The organism is Streptomyces sp. 5-10, assembly GCF_014712245.1.
GTDB classification, from domain to species: Bacteria; Actinomycetota; Actinomycetes; order Streptomycetales; family Streptomycetaceae; genus Streptomyces; species Streptomyces violaceusniger.
This window is the reverse complement of sequence record NZ_JACVYG010000020.1, coordinates 1-22642: the sequence shown is the minus strand read 5'-3', so window position 1 is coordinate 22642 and position 22642 is coordinate 1. Positions and strand designations below refer to the sequence as shown.

Genomic DNA, 22642 nt, shown 5'->3' with positions numbered 1-22642 from the left:
CGGGGGAAATGAGCGGAGACCCGGAGCGCGCCGCCCGGTGGTTCGACGACGCGGCGGGACCGGTGGTCAGGCCCTATGCGATGACGCGGGGACGCACCCGCAGCGCCGCCGAGGAGAAGCTGGATCTGATCGCGGTGGTCGTCGCCGACAGCGCCGACCACCGGACCGTCGCCGACCAGACGCTGTCCCCGGAGCACATCGACATCGTCGAGCTGAGCCGGGACAGCCCGCAGTCCGTCGCCGAACTGGCGGCGGAGCTCGACCTTCCGATCGGCGTGATCCGTGTGCTCATCGGCGATCTGCTCCACGCCGCACTCGTCCGAGTGTCCCGGCCCGTACCTCCGGCGGAACTGCCGGACGAGAGGATTCTGCGCGAGGTGATCAATGGGCTACGGGCACTCTGACCTGGGCCGCCCTCATATCGTCGAACCGGTCACGCTGAAGATACTGGTGGCCGGCGGCTTCGGGGTGGGGAAGACGACCCTGGTGGGCGCGGTCAGCGAGATCAGACCGCTGCGCACCGAGGAGATCCTCACCGAGGCGGGCCGGCCGGTCGACGACATCGCGGGGGTGGAGTCCAAGACGACCACCACCGTCGCCATGGACTTCGGGCGCATCACGCTCCGCGAGGACCTGGTGCTCTATCTTTTCGGCACACCGGGCCAGGACCGCTTCTGGTTCCTGTGGGACGAGCTGGCCACCGGCGCGCTGGGCGCGGTGGTGCTGGCCGACACCCGCCGTCTCGAGGACTGCTTCGCCGCCATCGACTACTTCGAGCGGCGGGACATCGCCTTCACCGTGGCCGTCAACTGCTTCGAGGGGGCCGACCGCTATCCGGAGGATTCGGTGCGCGACGCCCTGGACCTCGACCCGGGCACCCCGGTCGTCCTGTGCGACGCCCGGGAGCGCGATTCGGTCAAGCATGTGCTGATCTCGGTGGTGGAGCACGCGATGCTGGCTTCCGCGCGGGGCTGAGATGCCGGCTTCCGCGCGGGGCTGAGATGCCGGCTTCCGCACGGGGCTGAACGGCACGGCCCGCACCCCGCCGTCCGGGGTGCGGGCCGCGCCGTTCGCACGGGTGGTACGGGTTGCCGTTCGCACCGGCGGTACGGGCCGCCGTTCGTCGGCGCCGGGCGAGGGTCAGGAGTCCTCGGCCCGCAGCCCTTCCCTGTGCCAGCCGAAGCTGCGCTCCACCGCCATGCGCCAGTTGCCGTACTCGCGCGTCCGCTCCTCCTCGGACATCCGCGGGGTCCACTCGGCATCCCGCTTCCAGTGGGCCCGCAGCTCGTCCAGGTCCTGCCACGCGCCGGTGGCGAGCCCGGCCGCGTACGCCGCGCCCAGACAGGTGGTCTCGGCGACCACCGGACGGATCACCGGAACGCCCAGCACATCGGCCTGGTGCTGCATCAGCAGCCCGTTGGCGGTCATTCCGCCGTCGACCTTGAGCGTGCTGATCCGCACCCCGGAGTCCTGGTACATCGCGTCGACCACCTCGCGCGTCTGCCAGCTGGTCGCCTCCAGGACGGCGCGGGCCAGATGCGCCTTGGTGACATAGCGGGTGAGGCCGGTGATCACACCGCGGGCGTCCGAGCGCCAGTACGGGGCGAACAGCCCCGAGAAGGCCGGGACGATGTACGCCCCGCCGTTGTCGTCCACGCTTCGGGCGAGCGGTTCGATCTCGTCGGCGGAGCGGATGATGCCCAGCTGGTCGCGGAACCACTGCACCAGCGCGCCGGTGATCGCGATCGATCCCTCGAGGCAGTAGACGGGCCGCTCGCCGCCGAGCCGGTAGCCCATCGTGGTCAGCAGCCCGCTCTTGGACGGCACCGGGCGGTCACCGGTGTTGAGCAGCAGGAAGCTGCCGGTGCCATAGGTGTTCTTGGCCTCGCCGACGCCGTAGCAGGTCTGGCCGAAGACGGCGGACTGCTGATCGCCGAGCGCGGAGGCCACCGGCACACCGGCCAGCTGCCCGACCGCCGTGCCGTACACCTCGGCGGAGGAGCGGATCTCCGGCAGCATCGCCTCGGGAAGGCCCATCGCGGAGAGGATCGAGGTGTCCCACTGGAGGGTCCGCAGATCCATCAGCAGGGTGCGTCCGGCGTTGGTCACATCGGTGACGTGCACTCCGCCGTCGGTGCCGCCGGTGAGGTTCCAGATCAGCCAGGAGTCGATGGTGCCGAAGGCGATCTCGCCCATCTCGGCGCGGCGGCGCAGCCCGGGCACGTGGTCCAGCAGCCAGGCGGCCTTGGGCCCGGAGAAGTAGCTGGCCAGCGGCAGTCCGGTGGTGTCCCGGAAGCGGTCCTGGCCCACCTCGCCGCCCAGTTCCTCGCACAGGCCGGAGGTGCGGGTGTCCTGCCAGACGATCGCGTTGTGCACCGGTTTGCCAGTGCGGCGGTCCCACAGGACCGTCGTCTCGCGCTGGTTGGTGATGCCCAGCGCGGTCAGCTGGTCGGCCCGCAGCCCCGCCTTGGCCAGCGCGCCGGCCACCACGGCCTGCACCTTGGACCAGATCTCGGTGGCGTCGTGCTCCACCCAGCCGGGCTTGGGGAAGATCTGGCGGTGCTCGCGCTGGTCGACGGCGACGATCGCGCCGTTCCGGTCGAAGATGATGCAGCGGCTGGAGGTGGTGCCCTGGTCGATCGCGGCGACGTACGTGTCCGTCGGATGCGGCATGGCGTCTCCTTCGGTCAGAAGGCTGCGTTGAAGACGAGACCCGCCAGCACGGCCCCGATCAGCGGGCCCACCACCGGTATCCAGGCGTAACCCCAGTCCGAGGTGCCCTTGTTGGGGATGGGCAGCAGGGCGTGGGCGAGACGTGGCCCGAGGTCGCGCGCCGGGTTGATGGCGTAGCCGGTGGGCCCGCCCAGGGAGAGGCCGATGCCGACCACCAGGAAGGCGACGAGCAGGACGGAGATGCCCGAGCCGAGGACCACCGTGCCACCGCCCTCGGTGACCGGGCCGATCCCGATGCCCTCGACCTGGCCGAACGCGAGCAGCGGCAGCACCAGCGCGGCGGTCGCGATGATCTCGGTCACGAGGTTGGCCACCGGGTTCCGGATCTCCGGGACGGTGGAGAAGACCCCGAGCGTGGGCAGGGCGGTCTTCTCATCGGCGTTGGCGGCGAACTGCGCGTAGTACAGCGCCCAGGTCAGCACCGCGCCGATCACGGCGCCCACCAGCTGCCCGAGGATGTAGAGCGGCACCTTGTCCCAGTCGCCGGTGTCCACGGCGACGCCCACGGTCACCGCCGGATTGAGATGGGCGCCGGACAGCGGGGCCGCGGTGTACGCGCCGGCCATGACGCCGAAGCCCCAGCCGAAGGCGATGACGATCCACCCGGCCGACTTGGCCTTGGAGTGGTTCAGGGTGACGGCGGCGCACACGCCCGCCCCGAAGAGAATCAGTATCGCGGTGCCGATGACCTCACCGGTGAAGATGTCCCCATTGCTCATGGCGGCTCCTAGGACCTCGCCCGGGGCGGGTGGCCCCGGTCCTCCGTGCTGGGTCTTTTCGAGCGTGCGGGTGCATCGGAATCGCCCATGGGGGGTGACCGTGGAGAGAGCCTGCGTGCGGCGACGCCGACTGACACCGCAGCAGTGTTCACCGGTGGTCAGGGGGCGTCAAGGTGATGGACGGCAACGGTGTTCGTGACAACCGTAAGGGCGTTGCCCTGGTATCGCCGCGCACTCGGGCACCACTTGACCACCGGGCGGACACCGAACAGCCACCCGGTGGCCACCGAGCGGCTACCGCTCGGGCGCCGCTCAGCGGACCGCGACGACCGACGAGCCGTGCCCGAACAGCCCCTGGTTGACGGTGATTCCGGCGCGCGCGCCGGGCACCTGCCGCTCGCCCGCCTGCCCGCGCAGCTGCCAGGTCAACTCGCACACCTGGGCGATGGCCTGCGCCGGAACCGCCTCCCCGAAGGACGCAAGACCCCCGCTCGGATTGACCGGAATCCGCCCGCCCGGCGCCGTCGCCCCCTCGCGCAGCAGCTTCGCGCCCTCCCCGGGCGCGCACAGCCCCAAGTCCTCGTACCACTCCAGCTCCAGGGCGGTGGACAGGTCGTACACCTCGGCCAGCGACAGATCCTCCGGTCCAAGACCCGCCTCCTCGTACGCCGCCCGCGCGATGGAGGGCCGGAACGGATCGGGGACGGGGGAGCCCGGCGGGGCGGAGTCGGTGGCGATGTCCGGCAGGTCCAGCGCGGTGCGCGGATGGGTGGGGGAGACCGACGAGACCGCGCGGATGCGGACCGGGCGCGCCATTCCGAGCCGCCGCGCCGTCTCCACGCTGCCGAGCACCAGCGCCGCCGCCCCGTCGGAGGTCGCGCAGATGTCCAGCAGCCGCAGCGGATCGGCGACGACCGGCGACGCGGCGACCTCCTCGGCGGTGACGGGGGAGCGGTAGCGGGCGTAACGGTTGGCGGCGCCCGCGGCCGCGTTCTTCACCTTCACCCGCGCGAAGTCCTCGGCCGTGTCGCCGTACAGGGCCATTCGGCGGCGCGCCCAGAGCCCGAAATAGGCGGGGTTGGTGGCGCCCAGCACCCGGAAGCGCAGCCAGTCCGGATCGTCCGGCCGCTCACCGCCGGCCGGGGCGAAGAACCCCTTGGGCGCCGCGTCGGAGCCCACCACCAGAACGGTGTCCGCCATCCCCGACAGGATCTGGGCGCGGGCGGTGTCGATGGCCCGCGCACCGGACGCGCACGCCGCGTACACGCTGGTGACACGGGCGCCCTGCCAGCCCAGCGCCTTGGCGAAGGTCGCGCCCGCGACCTGCCCCGGATAGCCGCAGCGCACGGTGTTGGCGCCGACCACGGACTGGATCGCGGACCACTCGAGCCCGGCGTCCGCGAGCGCGGCCCGCGCCGCCTTGGTGCCGTACTCCACGAAGCTCCGGCCCCACTTCCCCCACGGGTGCATCCCGGCGCCGAGCACGGCCACTTCGCCGGTCATGACGCCTCCCCGGGAACGGGCCGCCAGTGCCAGGTGGTGAGGGTGCGCCCGTCCTCCTCCGCCAGCACCCCCGGTACCACCTCGACCTCCATGCCGACGGCCAGATCGGCCACGGTCACACCGGGGGCGCCCTGGCCCAGGACCACCATCCGCTCGGCGGCCAGCTCCACGGCGATCAGTGTGTAGGGCCGCCACGTGCGCTCGGGGTCGGACGGGTAGGGGGCGGGTGGCCGGTAGCGGCCGTCGGTGTACGACCACACCCGCCCGCGGCGGGACAGCGGCACCTCCGCCAGCTCGGTGCCCGCGCAGCCCGGCGCGCGGCAGAAGGCGTCCTCCCGGGGGAAGTACACCGCCCCGCAGTCCCGACAGCACGTCCCCAGCAGCCGGAACTCCCCGCCCTCGGCGGTGAACCACCCGTCGACCACGGGCACACGCGTGGGGGACACGGCCCCTCCCGATACCTCGTAACTGACGATGTGTCAGAAGTGTGGCACGGGGACCGCGGCGCGCGTAACCCCGGTACAGTGACCGCGATCACGGGCCGGATCACGGGCCTGATCAGCCGAAGGGTGAGGGGAGCGGCCGGTGGCGGAGACGGAGACCAGGACGCGGACCGGGACCACGACGACGCGCACGGCCGTCCGGCTCGAGGCCGTCACCAAGGAATTCGGGACGGTGCGCGCGGTGGACGGCGTCGATCTCGCCGTCCGCGAGGGCGAGTTCTTCTCGCTGCTCGGCCCGTCAGGATCGGGGAAGACCACCCTGCTGCGGCTGATCGCCGGGTTCGAACAGCCCACCGCGGGGCGTATCGAACTCGCCGGACACGACGTCACCGCGGCGCCCCCCAACCGCCGCGATGTGCACACCGTCTTCCAGGACTACGCGCTCTTCCCGCATATGAGCGTCGAGCAGAACGTGGCCTACGCGCTGACCGTACGCGGCGTCCGCAAGGCCGAGCGGCTCGCCCGCGCCCGCGAGGCGCTGGCCACCGTACGGCTGGACGGCTTCGCCGCCCGCCGCCCCGCCGAGCTCTCCGGCGGCCAGCGCCAGCGCGTCGCCCTGGCCCGCGCCCTCGTCGACCGGCCCGCCGTGCTGCTGCTCGACGAACCGCTCGGCGCGCTCGACCTGGCGCTGCGGCAGGAGATGCAGACCGAGCTCAAGGAGTTGCAGCGCACCACCGGCATCACCTTCCTCCTGGTCACCCACGACCAGGACGAGGCACTGACCATGAGCGACCGCGTCGCCGTGGTCCGCGACGGCCGCGTCGAGCAGACCGGCCCGCCGGTCGAGGTGTACGAACGCCCGGCCACCGCCTTCGTCGCGGGCTTCGTCGGCACCACCAACCTGCTGCGCGGCGAGGCGGCGGAGCGTGTCGTGGGCCGCCCCGGCACGTACTCCATCCGGCCGGAGCGGATCCTGCTCACGGACCCTGCGGAACCGCCTGCGGAACCGCCCGCCGACGGCCGGCGGACCGTCACGGGGCGCGTCACCGACATCGTGCACGCCGGGGCGCACACCCGCTTCACCATCGCGCTCCCGCACGGCGATCGGCTCACCGTGCTCCGCCAGAACCTCACCGGACTCCCCCAATCCGCCCGTCTGGACGGCGAGATCGGGCTGTCCTGGGACGATAAGGACGCTTTCCCGGTCCCGAGTTGACCTTGCCATTGCCGACGGCACCCTGGCGAGGACCCACCACTCGCCCGATACTGGCCGGGCCTCAAGTGCCTAGTGGGACGAGGAGGACCGGATGCGGAAACGGAAGACATCTGCGTGGAGGTCCGCGGCCGCCGTCTGCGCGCTGCTGCTGACCGCGGCCGGATGCGGCTCGGGCGGCGACGACGACAAGAGCGGTCACGCACCCGACGAACTCGGCAAGGGCGAGGGCAAAGTCAACATCATCGCCTGGGCCGGCTACGCCGAGGACGGCTCCAACGACCCCAAGGTGGACTGGGTTCACCCGTTCGAGAAGAAGACCGGCTGCCAGGTGAACACCAAGACGGCCGGCACCTCCGACGAGATGGTCTCGCTGATGAAGACCGGGCAGTACGACACGGTCTCCGCCTCCGGCGACGCCACCCTGCGCCTCATCGCCTCCGGCGACGCGGCCCCCGTCAACACCAAGCTGGTCCCCCACTACAAGGACATCTTCCCGGCCCTCAAACAGCAGCCGTTCAACTCCAAGGGCGGCCGGATGTACGGCATTCCGCACGGCCGGGGCGCCAACCTCCTCATGTACCGCACCGACAAGGTGAAGCCCGCGCCCGACTCCTGGCGCGCCGTCTTCGACGACTCCGCGCGGTACGCGGGGCACGTCACCGCCTACGACTCGCCCATCTACATCGCCGACGCCGCGCTCTACCTGATGCGCGCCAAGCCCTCCCTCGGCATCAAGAACCCGTACGCGCTGGACCAGAAGCAGCTCGACGCCGCCGTCGCCCTGCTGAAGAAGCAGCACAAGGCGGTGGGGGAGTACTGGAGCGACTACCAGAAGGAGATCACCGCCTTCAAGGGCGGCGACAGCGTCATCGGCACCACCTGGCAGGTCATCGCCAACCTCACCAAGGCCGAGAAGGCCCCGGTCAAGGCGGTACTCCCCAAGGAGGGCGCCACCGGCTGGTCCGACACCTGGATGGTGTCGGCCAAGGCCGAACACCCCAACTGCGCCTACAAATGGCTCGACTGGATCGTCTCGCCCAAGGTCAACGCCCAGGTCGCCGAGTACTTCGGCGAGGCTCCGGCCAACCGTAAGGCGTGCGCCGAGACCTCCGACCCGAACCACTGCGCGATCTTCCACGCGGACGACGAGAAGTACTTCCAGCGCGTCCACTTCTGGACCACGCCCATCAAGGAGTGCCTCGACGGCCGTAAGGACGCCACCTGCACCGACTACGCCCAGTGGACCCGGGCCTGGACGGAGGTCAAGGGCTGAGATGCCCGCCGCGCCCACCTCAGGCTCGCGGCTGCGCCTCACCGCGCTCCTCGCCCCGCCCCTGCTCTGGCTGACCCTGGCCTATCTGGGCTCGCTCGCCATCCTGCTGCTGTCGGCCTTCTGGGCCACCGACTCCTTCACCTCCGACGTCGTCCACACCTGGAACACCGACAACTTCCACGAACTGCTGACCACCCCCGTCTACCGCACCATCGCCCTGCGCACCCTGTCCATCGCGGTCGCCGTCACCGTCATCGACGCGCTCCTCGCCCTGCCCATGGCGTTCTGCATGGCGCGGGTCGCGGGCCGGCGGTGGCGGCGGCCGCTGCTGGTCGCCGTGCTCACCCCGCTGTGGGCCGGCTATCTGGTCAAGGCGTACGCCTGGCGGGTCATGCTGGGCGAGGACGGCGTCGTGGGCGCCGCCCTCGCCCCGTTCGGGCTGCACGGGCCCGGCTACGGCACCACCGCCGTCGTCGTCGTGCTCGCCTACCTCTGGCTGCCGTACATGATCCTGCCGGTGTACGCGGCCCTCGAACGGCTCCCCGAGCGGATGCTGGAAGCCTCGGCCGACCTCGGCGCCGGCGCGTGGCGCACCCTGCGCTCCGTCGTCCTGCCCGCCGTACGCCCCGCCGTGCTCGCCGGGTCCGTCTTCACCTTCTCGCTCAGCCTGGGCGACTACCTCACCGTGCAGATCGTCGGCGGCAAGACCCAGCTGCTGGGCAATGTCATCGCCTCACAGGTCACCCTGGACCTGCCGATGGCCGCCGCGCTCTCCGCCGTACCCGTGGTCCTCATCGTCTGCTACCTGGCCGCCGTACGCCGTGCGGGCGCCCTCGACTCGCTCTAGTCACCCCAGTCGCTCTAGCCGCTCCAGTCGCCCTAGTCGTCCCAGTCGCCCCAGGAGGTGGGCCCATGCGCCTCTCGCGCACCGCCCGAGTGGTCCTCGGCTGTGTCACCGCGGCCGGCCTCGCGATCGTCTATGTCCCGCTGCTGCTGGTGCTGCTGAACTCCTTCAACGCCGACCGCTCCTTCGGCTGGCCGCCCAGCGGCCTCACCGGCCGCTGGTGGCGGGCCGCCCTGCACAGCGACGGCGCCCGCGAGGCCCTGCTCACCTCGCTCAAGGCCGGGCTCGCCGCCACCGCGATCGCCCTGGTCCTGGGCACCCTCGCCGCGTACGCCGTCCACCGGCACCGCTTCTTCGGGCGGCGGACCGTGTCCTTCCTGCTCGTCCTGCCGATCGCGCTGCCCGGCATCGTCAGCGGCATCGCCCTCAACGCCGCCTTCCGCACCGTCCTCGACCCGATCGGCATCGGCTTCGGCCTGTTCACGGTGGTCGTCGGGCACGCCACGTTCTGCGTCGTCATCGTCTTCAACAACATCGGCGCCCGGCTGCGCCGTATCGCGCCCTCCCTGGCCGAGGCGTCCGCCGACCTCGGGGCGCGCTCCTGGCAGACCTTCCGGTACGTCACCTTCCCCGCCATGCGCTCGGCGCTCTTCGCGGGCGGACTGCTGGCCTTCGCGCTCTCCTTCGACGAGATCGTCGTCACGACCTTCACCGCCGGGCCCGGCACCCGCACCCTGCCCATCTGGATCTACGAGAACCTGGCCCGCCCCCACCAGGCCCCCGTCGTCAACGTCGTCGCCGCGCTGCTCATCCTGGTGTCCGTGGTGCCCGTGTACATCGCCCAGCGGCTGTCCTCGGACACCGCGGGGGGACGGCTGTGAGGCCCGCTCAGCCGCTCAGCCGCTCAGCGAGCGGCGCGCGACGGGAAAGTCGAAGTAGGTGTCCGGGAAGAGCTCCGGCTTGAAGGTGTAGTGCCACCACTCCTCGGCCAGGTTGACGAACCCGAGCTTCTCCAATATGCCCTTGAGCAGCAGCCGGTTGGCCCGCTGCACACCCTTGATCCGCGGATCGAGGGTGTGCGAGAGCGTGTCGAAGCAGTCGTACCCGGTGCCCATGTCCACCGAGTTGTCCGGGAAGCGGTCCTTCTTGGCCGCGTAGCACGGCACCAGCTTCTCGCCCGGCACATACGGGCGCGTGGGCAGCGCGGGCAGCCGCGCGATCGTCAGGTCCACGGTGCTGCCCCGGCTGTGCCCCGACTTCTCGGCGATATAGCCGTCCTCGAACAGCCGCGTCTTGTCGACCTCCGGATAGAACTCGCCCTTCATCCGCTGATCGTCCAGATCCTTGGCCCACTCCACGAAGTCGTTCACCGCGCGCTGCGGCCGATAGCAGTCGTACACCTTCAAGGTGTAGCCGCGCCGCAGCAGCTGACGCTGCGCCCGGTGCAGCGCCTCGGCGGCCGGACGGGTCAGGATGCACATCGGTCGGCGGTAGCCGTCCACCGGATCGCCGGTGAAGTTGTGCGGCGTGAAGTAGCGGATCTCCTGCCGAATCGTCGGATCGACGTCCCGGAGAGCCACGAACTCCTTCGGAGCCTTCGGCTCCGCCTTCGCCTGCGCCGGGGTGTACGGCGCGACGGCCAGCAGAGCGGCAACGGGCAGAGCGAGCGCGCGCAGCGCGACGGCGAGTCTTGGCATGCCCATCACTTATCCCACTACGAGAAGCGAAAACAAGCCCGCGGCGCACTGGGCAGGCCGCGTCGCGGTCAGCTCGTTCGGGAGCCGCGGCGGTCTTCGGAGGGCGGGGCCTCGCCCCGCACCCGTACCGGGTATCCCACCTCGCCGCCGCCCTCGCGCTCGATCGTCACCTCGCCGTCCCGCAGCCGGGTGGTGAAGCGCAGCAGCTCCGGCTTCTCCCAGCCGTCGCCCGTGTCCACGGCCAGCGTGCCCGTGCCCGCGCCCTTGCGGCCCTGGCACGGGGTCCACACCTCCAGCTCCACCCCGCCGTCCGGCGCCGCCACGGGCACCACCGAACCGGCCCGGGCCAGGACCGGAATGCCCGACAGGGGCGCGTCCAGCACCACCTGACCGGGGCCGTGGTAGGCCCGGCCGGTCACCGTGTCGTACCAGCGGCCGCGCGGCAGCCGGACCGGACGCCGGCGGGCGCCCTCCTCCAGCACCGGCGCCACCAGCAGCGCGTCCCCCAGCAGAAAGGCGTCCTCGCAGTCGCGCAGCGCCCGGTCCTTGGGCGTCCGCCACCACACGGGCCGCACATACGGGGCGCCGGTGCGCGCCGCCAACTGCGCCAACGTGGTGAAGTACGGCAGGAGCCGCTGCCGCGTCCGCAGTGCCGCCGCCGCGTGCTCCAGCACCCGCGAGCCGAACTCCCACGGTTCCCGCCGCCCCGCCGAGATCGCCGAGTGGGTGCGGAACAGCGGCAGATACGCGCCCAGCTGGAACCACCGCAGATACAGCTCCGGCGAGGGAAATCCGGTGAAGCCACCGATGTCGGGCCCCGAATACGGCACCCCGGACAGACCCAGCCCGATCACCAGCGACAGCGACGCCCGCAGCCCCGCCCAGCCCGTGGCCACGTCGCCGGACCAGCTGCCTCCGTACCGCTGGAGCCCCGCCCACCCCGAGCGCGAGAAGAGGAACGGCCGCTCGTCGGGGCGCAGCTCGCACAGCCCCTCGTAGCCCGCCCGCGCCATCGCCAGCCCGTAGACGTTGTGCGCCTCGCGGTGGTCGCCGCCCCGGCCCTCCAGCGCGTGCCGGGCCGAACGCGGCAGCGTGGTCTCCCCGAAGGCGGCGAACGACACCGGCTCGTTCATGTCGTGCCACACCCCGGAGAAGCCCTGCGCCAGCCGCTCCGCGTAGAGCCCGCCCCACCACTTGCGCACCCGAGGATCGGTGAAGTCGGGGTACACCGACTCGCCCGCCCACACCACTCCGCGCACCTCACGCCCCCGGGCGTCGCGCACGAAGACGTCGTCCGCCGCCCCGCTCTCGTACACCGCGTTGCCCGGCTCCGCCTTCACCGCGGGGTCGACGATCGACACCAGCCGCACCCCGTCCTCGAGCAGCTCGGCGGCGAGCCCCGGCAGATCGGGGAAGCGCGCGCCGTCCACCGTGAACACCCGGTGGCCGATGAAGTGGTCGATGTCCAGGTGCAGCGCGGACAGCGGCAGACCCCGCTCCCGGTAGCCCGCCACCACCCGACGGACCTCCTCCGCGTCGCGGAACCCCCAGCGCGCGTGGTGATGGCCGAGCGCCCACCGCGGCGGTACCGCCGGGGCGCCGGTCAGCGCCGTCCAGCCGTGCAGCACCCGCGCCGGGGTGGTGCCCACGATCACCCAGTAGCGCAGCGGGCCGCCCTCCATCCGCGTCCGGCAGCGGCCGGGCCGGTCATGGCCGGAGCCCGCGCCCTCCTCGCCCTCCCGCAGGGTGACCGTGCCGTCCCAGGAGTTGTCGTGGAACACCAGATGGGTGCCCGCGTCGGCCACCACCAGTTGCACCGGCATGGTCAGATACAGCGGATCGTCCCCCGGCTCGAAGCTGCCGCCCGGATCGGTGTTCCACAGCCGGTACACCCCGTCCCGCAGCCGGGGTCCCGAGGCCCGTCCGCCGAGCCCGAAGAAGCGTGCGTCCGCGGCCACTTCGGACAGCTGGAGCCAGCGGGCATCGTCCCCGCCCAGCCCCGGCCCGAACTCTGGCTCCGCGGGTCCGGGCTCCGCGGGCCCCGGCTCCTGCCCCGGCTCCGAGAGCCTCGCCCCCGCCCCCGGCTCGGCGGCTCCCGTCCTCTGCCCCGGCTCGGCGGCTCCCGCACCCAGCCCCGGCTCGGCGGACCCCGCCCCCTGCCCCGCCTCGGCGGACCCCGCCTCCAGCCCCGCCTCCGCGGACCCCGGTCCGCCGAGCCCTGACCCCGCCTCCGACTCCGCGGGCCCCCGCGCTCCGGCCGGTTCCCACCACCGCGGTGGCAGATCCCGCCGCAGCACCACCCCGCCCGGGGTGCGCACCTCCACCGTGCCGGTTCGCCCCACCATCACCGTGACCCGCTCCGACACCACCCGCCAGCCGCCATCGGTGTCCGGCTCCAGCTCCGCCCGCTCGTCCGCCTCCGGGCAGGGCCCGTCCAGCGCGTACGACGGCTCCGGCTCGGCCCCGTCCCAGCCGCAGAACACCGCGCCACCGGTGGTCACCCGCACCCGCAGCGAGGACCGCGCGAACCGCACCACCCCGCCCCCCGGCTCCGGATCGGCCCCCCGCACCTGACCCGGCACCCGGGCCAGCTCGGTGCCCCGGCGGGGCAGCCCGGCCGCGTCGGAACGCCGACGCCGCCACGCCGAGCGCAGTGACCGCAGTCCCTGCGCGGTGCAGAGCACCCTCACCGACCGCACCAGCTTCTCCGACCGCACCAGGTCACGCGCATCCATACTGATCAGCCTGCCATTGCCGACGCCCGGCAGGGACATGGTTCAACTCCAGTTCACCTGGGGTCCCCACACATGATCCCGGCCTGTGATCTGGAGTGGCGCCCCTGGTGCGGGAGTCGATCACATGGCATCGTCCTGACCGGATGCATACGAGGCGGATGTGCCACCCCATGGACACATCCGACGCGGACAGCCCGGGAGCCGACACCCATGACCACCGCAGCCCACTCCGACCACCGGCCGCACCCCCTGTGGCAGCCCGGCGCGGACCGGATCGCCCGGTCCCGGCTGACCGCCTTCCACGCCTGGGCGGCCGAGCGTCACGGCGCGCCCGCGCCCGCCTCGGACGACCCGGCCGCGTGCTACGCCGCGCTGCACCGCTGGTCGGTGGCGGAGCTGGAGACCTTCTGGCGGGCGGTCGCCGAATGGTTCGAGGTACGCTTCGCCACCCCGTACGAGCGGGTGCTCGCCGATGCCACCATGCCCGGCGCCCGCTGGTTCCCCGGCGCCACCCTCAACTACGCCGAGCACGCCCTGCGCGCCGCCGAGGACCCCGCCCGCGCCGACGACCCCGCGCTGCTCCACGTCGACGAGGTCCACGACCCGCGCCCGGTCAGCTGGGCCGAGCTGCGCGGCCAGGTCGGCGCGGTCGCCGCCGAACTGCGCCGCCTCGGCGTCCGCCCGGGCGACCGGGTCAGCGGCTATGTCCCGAACATCCCCCAGGCCACCGTGGCCCTCCTGGCCGCCGCCGCCGTCGGCGCCGTATGGACCTCCTGCGCCCCAGACTTCGGCGCCCGCAGCGTCCTGGACCGCTTCCAGCAGGTCGAACCCGTGGTGCTCTTCACCGTCGACGGCTACCGCTACGGCGGCAAGACCCACGACCGCACCGCGACCGTGACCGAGCTGCGCGCCGAGCTGCCCAGCCTGCGCGCCGTGGTCCACATCCCGCTGCTGGGCACCCCCGCCCCCGAGGGGACGCTGGTGTGGGACGACATCGTCCGCGAACCGGCGGAGCCGGTCTTCGAACAGCTCCCCTTCGACCACCCCCTGTGGGTGCTCTACTCCTCCGGCACCACCGGTCTGCCCAAGGCGATCGTCCAGTCCCAGGGCGGCATCCTGCTCGAACACCTCAAGCAGCTCGGCCTCCACTGCGACCTCGGCCCCGACGACCGCTTCTTCTGGTACACCTCCACCGGCTGGATGATGTGGAACTTCCTGGTGTCCGGGCTGCTGGTGGGCGCCACCGTCGTCCTCTACGACGGCAGCCCCGGCCACCCGGACACCGCCGCCCAGTGGCGTGTCGCCGAGCGCACCGGCACCACGCTCTACGGCACCTCCGCCGCGTACGTCATGGCGTGCCGCAAGGCCGACGTCCACCCCGGCCGCGACTTCGACCTCTCCGCCGTGAAATGCGTCGCCACCACCGGCTCCCCGCTGCCGCCCGACGGCTTCCGGTGGATCCACGACGAGGTGGCCGAGGACATGTGGATCGCCTCCGTCAGCGGCGGCACCGACGTGTGCAGCTGCTTCGCGGGCGCCGTGCCCACCCTCCCCGTCTACATCGGCGAGCTCCAGGCCCCCGGCCTCGGCACCGACCTCCAGGCGTGGGACCCACAGGGCGAACCGGTGGTCAACGAGGTCGGCGAGCTGATCGTGGCCAGCCCGATGCCGTCGATGCCGGTCCGCTTCTGGAACGACCCCGACGGCAGCCGCTACCGCGACAGCTACTTCGAGATGTTCCCCGGCGCCTGGCGCCACGGCGACTGGATCACCCTGACCTCCCGCGGCACCGTGATCATCCACGGCCGCTCCGACTCCACCCTCAACCGCCAGGGCGTCCGGATGGGCTCCGCCGACATCTACGAGGCGGTCGAACGCCTCCCCGAGATCCGCGAATCCCTCGTCATCGGCGTCGAACAACCCGACGGCGGCTACTGGATGCCCCTCTTCGTCCACCTGACCCCGGGCGCCACCCTGAACGAAGAACTCCTGACCCGCATCAAAACCACCATCCGCACCCAACTCTCCCCCCGCCACGTCCCCGACGAAGTCATCCAGGTCCCCGGCGTCCCCCACACCCTCACCGGCAAACGCATCGAGGTCCCGGTCAAGCGCCTCCTCCAGGGCACGTCCCTGGACAAGGCGGTCAACCCGGGCTCGGTGGACGACGTGGAACTGCTGCGCTACTACGAGCGCTTGGCCCGGGAGAGGGGCGGGGCGGGGGCTTAGGGTTTCGGCCTCTGTGGGGCTTGAGGGGTCTTGGGGTGAGCCGTTCTCTGTGGGGCTTGAGGGGGTCCTGGAGTGAGCCGTCCCCTGTGGGGCTTGAGGAGTCTTGGGGTGAGCCGCCCCCCCTGTGGGCCTTGAGGGGTCTTGGGGTGAGCCGTCTTCTCCGGTGTTTGAGGGGTCCTGGGGCGAGCCGCTCTCTCCGGTGTTTGAGGAACCCCGGGGTGAGCCGCCCTTCCGGGGCTTGAGGGGCCTAGGGGCGGAGCGCCACCCTCCGGCCCTGCCGGGGTTTGTGGAGCGTGAGCCTCCCTCCAGCCCTTCCAGGGGGCACCTCCCAGCGGTGGCTGGGGGAGTTTGGGGAGCGGGGTCCAGGGGCGGAGCCCCGGCGGGGGTCCGGGGGCGGAGCCCCCGAAACGGGGGCTGGGGCGGAGCCCCGGCGGGGGCCGGGGCCGCGCCCCGGTTCGGGAAGGGGCGGGGTGGGGAAAGAACCCCGCCTACCCCCCATACGTCGCCTGCGCCTCCCCCAACACCCCCGCCAAATCCCCCGCCAACACCTCCGCATCCGCCTCCCCCAACCCCGCCGTCGTCACCCGCACCCCCGCCCCGGCAGCCAGCCGAAACCTCGCACCGGCCGCCACCCACCACCCCCGTGTCCGCAGCCCGTTGACCACCGCTGCCTCGTCCCGCACCGGCACCCACACGTTCATCCCGCTCGCCCCGTGCGCGGCGATCCCGCGGGCCGACAGCGCGGCCAGCAGGGCCTCACGCCGCCGGGCGTAGGCGGACCGGGCCGCGGCCACCAGGGCCTGGGTCTCCGGGTCGGTCATCAGCCGGGCGACCGTCTCCTGCAGCACATGGCTGACCCAGCCCGAGGTCAGCAGCATCCGGCCGTCATGGCGCGCCAGCGTCGTACGGTCGCAGGCGAGCGCGCCCCACCGCAGGTCGGTCCCCAGGTGCTTGGAGACGGTACGCACCTGCGCCCACCGCGCCGGACCGTCCGCAACGCCACCCGCACCACCAGCAGGACCCACACCAGCCGCACCACCAGCACGACCCACACCACCCGCACCACCAGCACGACCCACACCACCCGCACCACCAGCAGGACCCACACCAGCCACACCACCAGCACGACCCATATCACCCGCACCACCCGACCCACCCCCCGTAAGGCTGTACAACGGCACCCCCGCAACATCCGCCGCATGATCGTCCTCGATCACCAGCACCTCACCCCCCGCCTCACCCAAAACCCCCAGCAGCGCATCCCGCCGCCCCGCCGAAAACCAGCCGCCGTAAGGGTTCTGCCCGCGCGGGCTGCAGATCAGCGCACGCGCCCCCGCCCGCAGCGCAGCCCGCAGCGCGTCCGGCCGGATCCCCTCGTCGTCCACGGCCACCGGCACGCTCCGCAGCCCCAGCGCCGGGACGAGGTCCAGCAGATGGTGGTAGCCGGGGTCCTCCATCGCCACCGCGTCACCCGGCCTGAGCTCGACGGACAGCAGCCGGGCCACGCAGTCCAGCGCGCCATGGGCGAAGGTCAGGTGCTCGGCCGGCACGCCGTCGCGCTCGTACCAGGCGCGGGTCAGCTCCTCCAGACCGGCCAGCCGGGGCTGGGCGCGGTGCGACCGCACTCCGGGGGACAGCCGCGCGGTCGGCAGCACAGCGGGCAGGAAGGCCGGGTCGGGATGACCGCCCGCCAGATCGCGCACCCCCTCCGGCACCGGCGGCGGGCGGCGCGAGGCGACCGCGGGCGTCGGGGCGACCACCGTGCCGCCCCGCCCCTGCGTCACCACGATCCCGCGCCGCCGCAGCTCCTTGTAGGCGGTCGCGACGGTCCCGGGGCTCACGCCCAGCCGCTCCGCCAGCCGGCGCACCGGAGGCAGCGCGGTGCCGGGCGCCAACGCCCCCTCCACCACGCCCCGTTCGACGGACGCGGCAATCCCCTTGGCCGACGCACCGGTGATCTCATATTGTGTCGCCACAGAAGACACTTTGTATCAACACAAAAGAGAATGTCAAGGGGGACCAGGGTGGGCAAGCCAACGCGCCGCACCGCGCTCAGCGACCGCATCCCCGGCGGCCGGGACGGCCGACGCATGCTGATCGTCACCTTCGTCGACCGGATCGGTTCGGGCCTGTGGGGCGCGACCGCGACGCTCTACTTCACCTTCGCCGCCGGGCTCAGCACCGCCGAGATCGGCGTGCTGCTGGCCGTATCCGGAGCGATCGGCATCGCGGGCCCACCCCTCGGCGGCCTCCTCGCCGACCGCGTCAGACTGCGCCCACTCCTGATCAGCGTCCAACTGGTGCGCGCCGCCGCCTCATTCGCCCTCCTCACCACCCCCGACCTCCGGCTCCTGCTCGCCATCGCCTCGGTGGGCAGCCTCGGCGACCGCGCTGCCTCCGTCCTGACCAAGCTGTACGCGACCCGGGTCGCGGGCCCCGAGCGCGTCCGCTACCAGGCCATCAGCCGCACCGCCATGAACGTCGGCTGGGCCGTCGGCGGCCTCGTGGCGGCCGCGGCACTCACCGGCGGCACGGTCACCGTCTACCGCTGGCTGCTCATCGGCGACGCGCTCTCCTTCGTCGCCTCCGCGCTGTTCACGCTCGGCTGCGCCGAACCGCCCTCGGCCTCCCGCATCGCGGCCGAGTCGGCGCGCGCGCCCGAGGAATCGGCCCCCGGTGAACCCGGTGAACCCGGTGAACCCGGTGAACCCGGTGAACCCGGTGAACCCGGTGAACCCGGCGAACGCGGAGAACCCGGCGAACCCGCCAGCGGGGAATCCGCCCCCGCGTCCGCACCCGAGAAGACCACCACCCCCAACCCCTGGCGCGACCGCCGCTATCTCGCCTACACCGCCAGCGAGGCCGTCCTCTTCCTCGACGACTCCGTCTTCAAGGTCGGCCTGCCGCTGTGGGCCGTGACGGCCACCAGCACACCGCATCAACTCGCCCCCCTGCTGCTCGTCCTCAACAACGTGCTCGTGGTGCTCTTCCAGGTCCCATTCGCCCGCTTCGGCGCCACCCCGCACACCGCGCGCACCTCGCTGTGGCCGCTGGCCGCCGCCTTCCTCGTCGGCGGGGCCGCGCTGGCCGTCTCGACCGTCGGCGCGCCCTGGTTCGCGGCCGTCACGCTGGTGCTGGCCGCCACGGCCTTCACCGTCGCGGAGATGCTGCACGCCACGATCTCCTGGGAACTATCCGTCGCCCTCGCCCCGCCCGTCGCACAGGGCGCCTACCTCGGCGTGCACGGCCTGGCCCAGGCCGTCCAACGCAGCGCGGGACCGCTCGCGGTGACGGCGGCGATCGCGGCGGGCCCCCTCGGCTGGCTCGGCCTCGGCGCCGGGCTCGCCGCGATGTGCGGCGCCCAGCGCCACCTGGTACGGGACCGCGGTGACGGAGCGTTGTCAGTGGCCCCGGTTACGGTGAGTGAGCACTGAACATCCGCGCTGAGGGGGAGTCATGGCGCACACCGGCCGCAGGAGCCACCGAAACCGCCCGGACGAGCACAGGAAGCCGAAGACGCAGAGGCCCAAGACGCAGAAGCCGAAGCCACAGAAGCCGACGACGCGGCAGCGTACGAGGAGTACGCGGAGGCAGACCACCCGGCGCGCCCTCCGCAGAGAGGTGCCCAGCACCGTGGCCCTGCTCGCCGACGAGCGGGACTTCGCCGCCATGCGGCACTACGCGTCGTTCGCCTTCGACGACCACGGAGCGTATCTACGAGAGATGGAGGGGCTGCTGAAGGCGCTCGCCGCCAAGGGCGTCCACACCACCGTCGCCCTCTTCGACCCCGTCGCCTACGAGGAGTTCTGCGCGGACACCCGGCTCGACCCGGACACCGCCGCGAGCCGCACGCGCTATACGGCGGAGCTGGCCGCCGCGGGCGGCACCGTCACCTACGAGGGCCAGCCGATCGCCCGTCTGGTGCCACGGCTCATCGGTGTGGCCGAGGAGCAGGCCACCTGGGAGTACGCCACGGCTCTGCTCTCCCGCGCCGGCCACGACGGGGAGTGCCGCGACGACACCACCGCACGCGCCGCGTTCGACCGCGCCGGGGCCGCGCTACGCGCGGTCGTCGAGGCGGCCGGGGCAGGCATCCACCATCTGGTCTGCAGCGTCCCGGCGGACGGCACCTCGCTGGTCGCCGTGCTCCACGCCGACGCGCGGGAAGCGGGCCCGCCACAGCTGGCCGAGCCCTCGGGGCTGGTCTTCCGCACCGTCCTGGCCTGCGGTTTCGCCCTGCGCAGCCCCGGCGGCCTGGTGCTGCGCACCATCGTGGCGGACTCCCCGGAGACGGTCCGCGGCTGGGCGCTGCAGGACGGCTGGCTGCGCCCGCTGAGCGAGGCGGAGGTGTTCACCGCGTACTGCACCGACGCCGAGACCGGTGAACCCATCCCTCCGGAGCACGGCGTCGAATACCGGGCGGGCATTCCGCTCAGCCGCCCGGAATGACCGAAGGCGTCCCGCCGCCCGGCGGGACGCCTTCAGCGATACCCCAAGCTCACAACCCACATTTCACAGCTCAAAGCTCAAAGCTCACGGCTCATACCTCACGGCTCGCATCTCGCAGCTCACCGGCTCATTCGCCGGACAGCACCGCCTGCGCCGCCCGGCGGGCATCCTCCGCGGTGTCCGCCGCGCGCGCCGCGGAGGCGGCCCGCTCGCACTGCGCCAGCGTGTGCTTGGCCAGCGTCGCGCGCACATACGGAATGGAGGCCGCACCCATGGAGAGGCTGGTGACACCCAGACCGGCCAGCACACACGCCAGCAGCGGATCGGAGGCGGCCTCACCGCAGACACCGCAGCTCTTGCCCTCGGCCTGCGCGGCTTCCGCCGACGCCGCCACCAGGTCGAGCAGCGCGGGCTGCCACGGGTCCTGGAGCCGGGAGACCGCACCGACCTGACGGTCGGCCGCGAAGGTGTACTGCGCCAGGTCGTTGGTGCCCAGCGACAGGAACTCGACCTCCTGGAGGATCGAGCGCGCCCGCAGCGCGGCGGACGGAATCTCCACCATCGCGCCGAACTTGGCCCGCAGCCCCGCCTCGCGGCACGCGTCGGCGAACGCCTTGGCGTCCAGCCGGTCGGCCACCATCGGGGCCATCACCTCGAGATAGACCGGCAGCCCCTCCGACGCCTTGGCCAGCGCCGTGAGCTGCGTCCGCAGCACCTCGGGGTGGTCCAGCAGGGTACGCAGACCGCGCACGCCCAGCGCCGGGTTGGGCTCATCGGCCGGGGTGAGGAAGTCCAGCGGCTTGTCCGCGCCCGCGTCCAGGACCCGGACCACCACCCGGCCCTCGGGGAACGCCTCCAGCACCTGCCGGTACGCCGCGACCTGCTTCTCCTCGGACGGCGCCTGAGTGCTGTCGTCGAGGAAGAGGAACTCGGTGCGGAACAGCCCCACACCCTCGGCGCCCGCCTCGACCGCCGCCGGCACATCGGCCGGTCCACCGACGTTCGCCAGCAGCGGCACCTTGTGCCCGTCCGACGTCGCGCCCGGACCGGAGGAGGCGGCCAGCGCGGCCCGGCGCTCCTCGGCGGCCCGCGTCAGCTCGGCCCGCTTCTCCTCGCTCGGGGACACGAAGATCTCACCCGTGCTGCCGTCGACGGCGATCATGGTTCCCTCGACCAGATCCCCGGCACCGGGCAGCGCGACCACGGCCGGCACCCCCAGGGCACGGGCGAGGATCGCGCTGTGGCTCGTCGGCCCGCCCTCCTCGGTCACGAACCCCAGCACCAGCGTCGGGTCGAGCAGCGCGGTGTCGGCGGGGGCGAGGTCCCGCGCGATCAGCACATACGGCTCATCGCTGTCCGGCACACCCGGCATCGGCACACCCAGCAGCCGCGCCACGATCCGGTTCCGCACATCGTCGAGGTCGGCCACCCGGCCCGCCAGATAGTCACCGGCCCCCGCCAGCAGCGCCCGGTAGGCGGCGAAGGCGTCGTACACCGCGCGCTCGGCGGTGCTGCCCACGGTGATCCGCCGCTCGACATCGGCGATCAGCTCCGGGTCCTGCGCCATCATGGCCTGCGCCTCGAGCACGGCCTGGGCCTCGCCGCCCGCCAGATTGCCGCGCGCGACCAGATCGGCCGCCACGGCCTCCACCGCCTGGCGCGCCCGACCCTGCTCGCGCGGCGCCTCGTCGGCCGGAATCTGCTTCGCCGGCGGCTCCAGGACCGCCGTCCCCATATGGCGCACCTCGCCGATGGCCACCCCGTGGCTCACGCCGACGCCTCGCAGCGTTGTCTCCATGTCACCCGTCCCCGGTCGATACGGCGGAACCCCGCCATGGTGGATGTCGTACCAGCAGTACGCCGCCCGGTCCGGTCTCCATCGGCCGCCGGACGCACGCCCGGCTCACCAGTTGAAGAGTGCGTCGCCCGCCTTCACATCGACGTCCGCCTTGACGTCGGACAGGGCATCGGCCGTGGCCTCGAGCGCCACGATCGGACAGATCGGCGACTTGCCCGCGGCCACGGCGGTGGCCGGGTCCCAGCGCACGATCGCGTCACCGCGCTTGACGGTGTCCCCCTTGTTGATGAGGACCTCGAAGCCCTCACCGTTCAGCTGCACGGTGTCGATGCCGAGGTGGGTGAGCACACCGTGCCCCTCGCCGTCCACGACGACGAACGCGTGAGGGTGCAGGGAGACGACGATGCCGTCGACCGGGGCCACGGCCACGAAGGGCTCGACCACCGGGTCGATCGCCGTGCCCGGACCGACCATGGCGCCGGAGAACACCGGATCGGGCACTGCTTCGAGTCCGATCACGCGGCCGGCGACCGGTGAGGTCACGCTGGTCATGGGAGCCTCCCGGGGGGTGAAGATTCATCACGCGCCGTCACCACCTGTCCCGGACAGCGCACTGCCCAGAAGAGTAAGTCATAGGAACTACGGATTCCGCACACGTGGCGCAGGCAGGAGGGGGTGCCCGGGGCAGGAATCGATTTGCCACGGCCGCGCGGGGCGCTGTACTGTCGTATCCCTGCCCACCGGATGAAGCACCGCGGACATCTGCGTGCACATCCAGGTTCAGGGCGGCGCCATCAGCTACTTGATCCAAATCTCGGGTCCGCTTTCGCATGCCTTGCGAGAGACGCGGGTACGGAGAGCCGGAAATAGTCTGATAGCGTGTGAAACACCGAAGGGAAGCGCCCGGAGAAACCGGTGAAACGGTTTCGAAGGAAGCGTCCGTTCCTTGAGAACTCAACAGCGTGCCAAAAGTCAACGCCAGATATGTTGATACCCCGTCCAT

18 protein-coding genes are annotated in these 22642 nt (G+C 72.3%); 9 read left to right on the top strand and 9 right to left on the bottom strand.

The window, feature by feature from the left end; genetic code table 11:
* The first annotated feature begins 8 nt into the window (after nt 1-8).
* On the top strand, nt 9-404 hold the full coding sequence (locus tag IEJ02_RS22550; RefSeq protein ID WP_137976692.1) for a DUF742 domain-containing protein: 396 nt from the start codon (nt 9-11) through the stop codon (nt 402-404).
* The gene (locus IEJ02_RS22545; protein WP_191066516.1) at nt 385-975 is read left to right on the top strand and encodes a GTP-binding protein; all 591 of its coding nucleotides are present in this window, start codon (nt 385-387) and stop codon (nt 973-975) included. Before IEJ02_RS22550 ends, IEJ02_RS22545 begins: the two co-directional genes overlap by 20 nt.
* A 165-nt stretch (nt 976-1140) precedes the next feature.
* Here the strand turns inward: IEJ02_RS22545 and glpK are convergent, their stop codons facing one another.
* The 4 genes from glpK to IEJ02_RS22525 all read right to left on the bottom strand — a co-directional run bounded on the left by glpK (nt 1141) and on the right by IEJ02_RS22525 (nt 5401).
* The gene (gene glpK, locus IEJ02_RS22540; protein ID WP_191066515.1) at nt 1141-2673 is read right to left on the bottom strand and encodes a glycerol kinase GlpK; all 1533 of its coding nucleotides are present in this window, start codon (nt 2671-2673) and stop codon (nt 1141-1143) included.
* A gap of 14 nt (nt 2674-2687) precedes the next feature.
* Nucleotides 2688-3452: an MIP/aquaporin family protein gene (locus IEJ02_RS22535; protein WP_137976689.1), complete on the bottom strand. Its 765-nt coding sequence runs from the start codon at nt 3450-3452 to the stop codon at nt 2688-2690.
* Between the two features lie 312 nt (nt 3453-3764).
* Nucleotides 3765-4955, bottom strand: a complete 1191-nt coding sequence (locus IEJ02_RS22530; protein ID WP_191066514.1) for a lipid-transfer protein — start codon at nt 4953-4955, stop codon at nt 3765-3767.
* On the bottom strand, nt 4952-5401 hold the full coding sequence (locus IEJ02_RS22525; RefSeq protein ID WP_191066513.1) for a Zn-ribbon domain-containing OB-fold protein: 450 nt from the start codon (nt 5399-5401) through the stop codon (nt 4952-4954). The genes IEJ02_RS22530 and IEJ02_RS22525 overlap by 4 nt, the downstream gene beginning before the upstream one ends.
* Before the next feature lie 139 nt (nt 5402-5540).
* On the opposite strand from IEJ02_RS22525, the gene IEJ02_RS22520 reads away from it, so the two are divergent.
* The 4 genes from IEJ02_RS22520 (at nt 5541) to IEJ02_RS22505 (ending at nt 9612) form a co-directional block, all read left to right on the top strand.
* The gene (locus IEJ02_RS22520) at nt 5541-6614 is read left to right on the top strand and encodes an ABC transporter ATP-binding protein (protein WP_191066512.1); all 1074 of its coding nucleotides are present in this window, start codon (nt 5541-5543) and stop codon (nt 6612-6614) included.
* A 91-nt stretch (nt 6615-6705) separates the two neighbouring features.
* On the top strand, nt 6706-7887 hold the full coding sequence (locus IEJ02_RS22515; protein WP_191066511.1) for an ABC transporter substrate-binding protein: 1182 nt from the start codon (nt 6706-6708) through the stop codon (nt 7885-7887).
* Nucleotide 7888: 1 nt separating this feature from the next.
* Nucleotides 7889-8734: an ABC transporter permease gene (locus IEJ02_RS22510; RefSeq protein ID WP_191066510.1), complete on the top strand. Its 846-nt coding sequence runs from the start codon at nt 7889-7891 to the stop codon at nt 8732-8734.
* A gap of 65 nt (nt 8735-8799) precedes the next feature.
* Nucleotides 8800-9612: an ABC transporter permease gene (locus tag IEJ02_RS22505; RefSeq protein ID WP_020873588.1), complete on the top strand. Its 813-nt coding sequence runs from the start codon at nt 8800-8802 to the stop codon at nt 9610-9612.
* 15 nt (nt 9613-9627) lie between these two features.
* Here IEJ02_RS22505 and IEJ02_RS22500 read toward each other — a convergent pair whose 3' ends face one another.
* Together IEJ02_RS22500 and IEJ02_RS22495 are read right to left on the bottom strand one after the other, a co-directional pair.
* Nucleotides 9628-10428: a M15 family metallopeptidase gene (locus tag IEJ02_RS22500; RefSeq protein ID WP_191066509.1), complete on the bottom strand. Its 801-nt coding sequence runs from the start codon at nt 10426-10428 to the stop codon at nt 9628-9630.
* A gap of 68 nt (nt 10429-10496) precedes the next feature.
* On the bottom strand, nt 10497-13163 hold the full coding sequence (locus tag IEJ02_RS22495) for a TIM-barrel domain-containing protein (protein ID WP_223864257.1): 2667 nt from the start codon (nt 13161-13163) through the stop codon (nt 10497-10499).
* A 210-nt stretch (nt 13164-13373) separates the two neighbouring features.
* Between IEJ02_RS22495 and IEJ02_RS22485 the strand changes: the two genes are divergently transcribed.
* Nucleotides 13374-15392, top strand: coding sequence for an acetoacetate--CoA ligase (locus IEJ02_RS22485; protein WP_191066508.1), 2019 nt, complete (start codon nt 13374-13376; stop codon nt 15390-15392).
* Between the two features lie 488 nt (nt 15393-15880).
* Here the strand turns inward: IEJ02_RS22485 and IEJ02_RS49930 are convergent, their stop codons facing one another.
* Nucleotides 15881-17368, bottom strand: coding sequence for an aminotransferase class I/II-fold pyridoxal phosphate-dependent enzyme (locus IEJ02_RS49930; protein WP_317985877.1), 1488 nt, complete (start codon nt 17366-17368; stop codon nt 15881-15883).
* A gap of 48 nt (nt 17369-17416) precedes the next feature.
* On the opposite strand from IEJ02_RS49930, the gene IEJ02_RS22470 reads away from it, so the two are divergent.
* Nucleotides 17417-18826: an MFS transporter gene (locus IEJ02_RS22470; protein ID WP_191066507.1), complete on the top strand. Its 1410-nt coding sequence runs from the start codon at nt 17417-17419 to the stop codon at nt 18824-18826.
* A gap of 22 nt (nt 18827-18848) precedes the next feature.
* On the top strand, nt 18849-19841 hold the full coding sequence (locus IEJ02_RS22465; RefSeq protein WP_191066506.1) for a DUF8829 domain-containing protein: 993 nt from the start codon (nt 18849-18851) through the stop codon (nt 19839-19841).
* 127 nt (nt 19842-19968) lie between these two features.
* Here IEJ02_RS22465 and ptsP read toward each other — a convergent pair whose 3' ends face one another.
* Nucleotides 19969-21639, bottom strand: coding sequence for a phosphoenolpyruvate--protein phosphotransferase (ptsP, locus tag IEJ02_RS22460; RefSeq protein ID WP_137976682.1), 1671 nt, complete (start codon nt 21637-21639; stop codon nt 19969-19971).
* A 105-nt stretch (nt 21640-21744) separates the two neighbouring features.
* Nucleotides 21745-22191 (bottom strand): PTS sugar transporter subunit IIA, encoded by a 447-nt coding sequence (locus tag IEJ02_RS22455; RefSeq protein ID WP_137976681.1) that lies wholly within the window; start codon nt 22189-22191, stop codon nt 21745-21747.
* Nucleotides 22192-22642 lie beyond the last annotated feature (451 nt).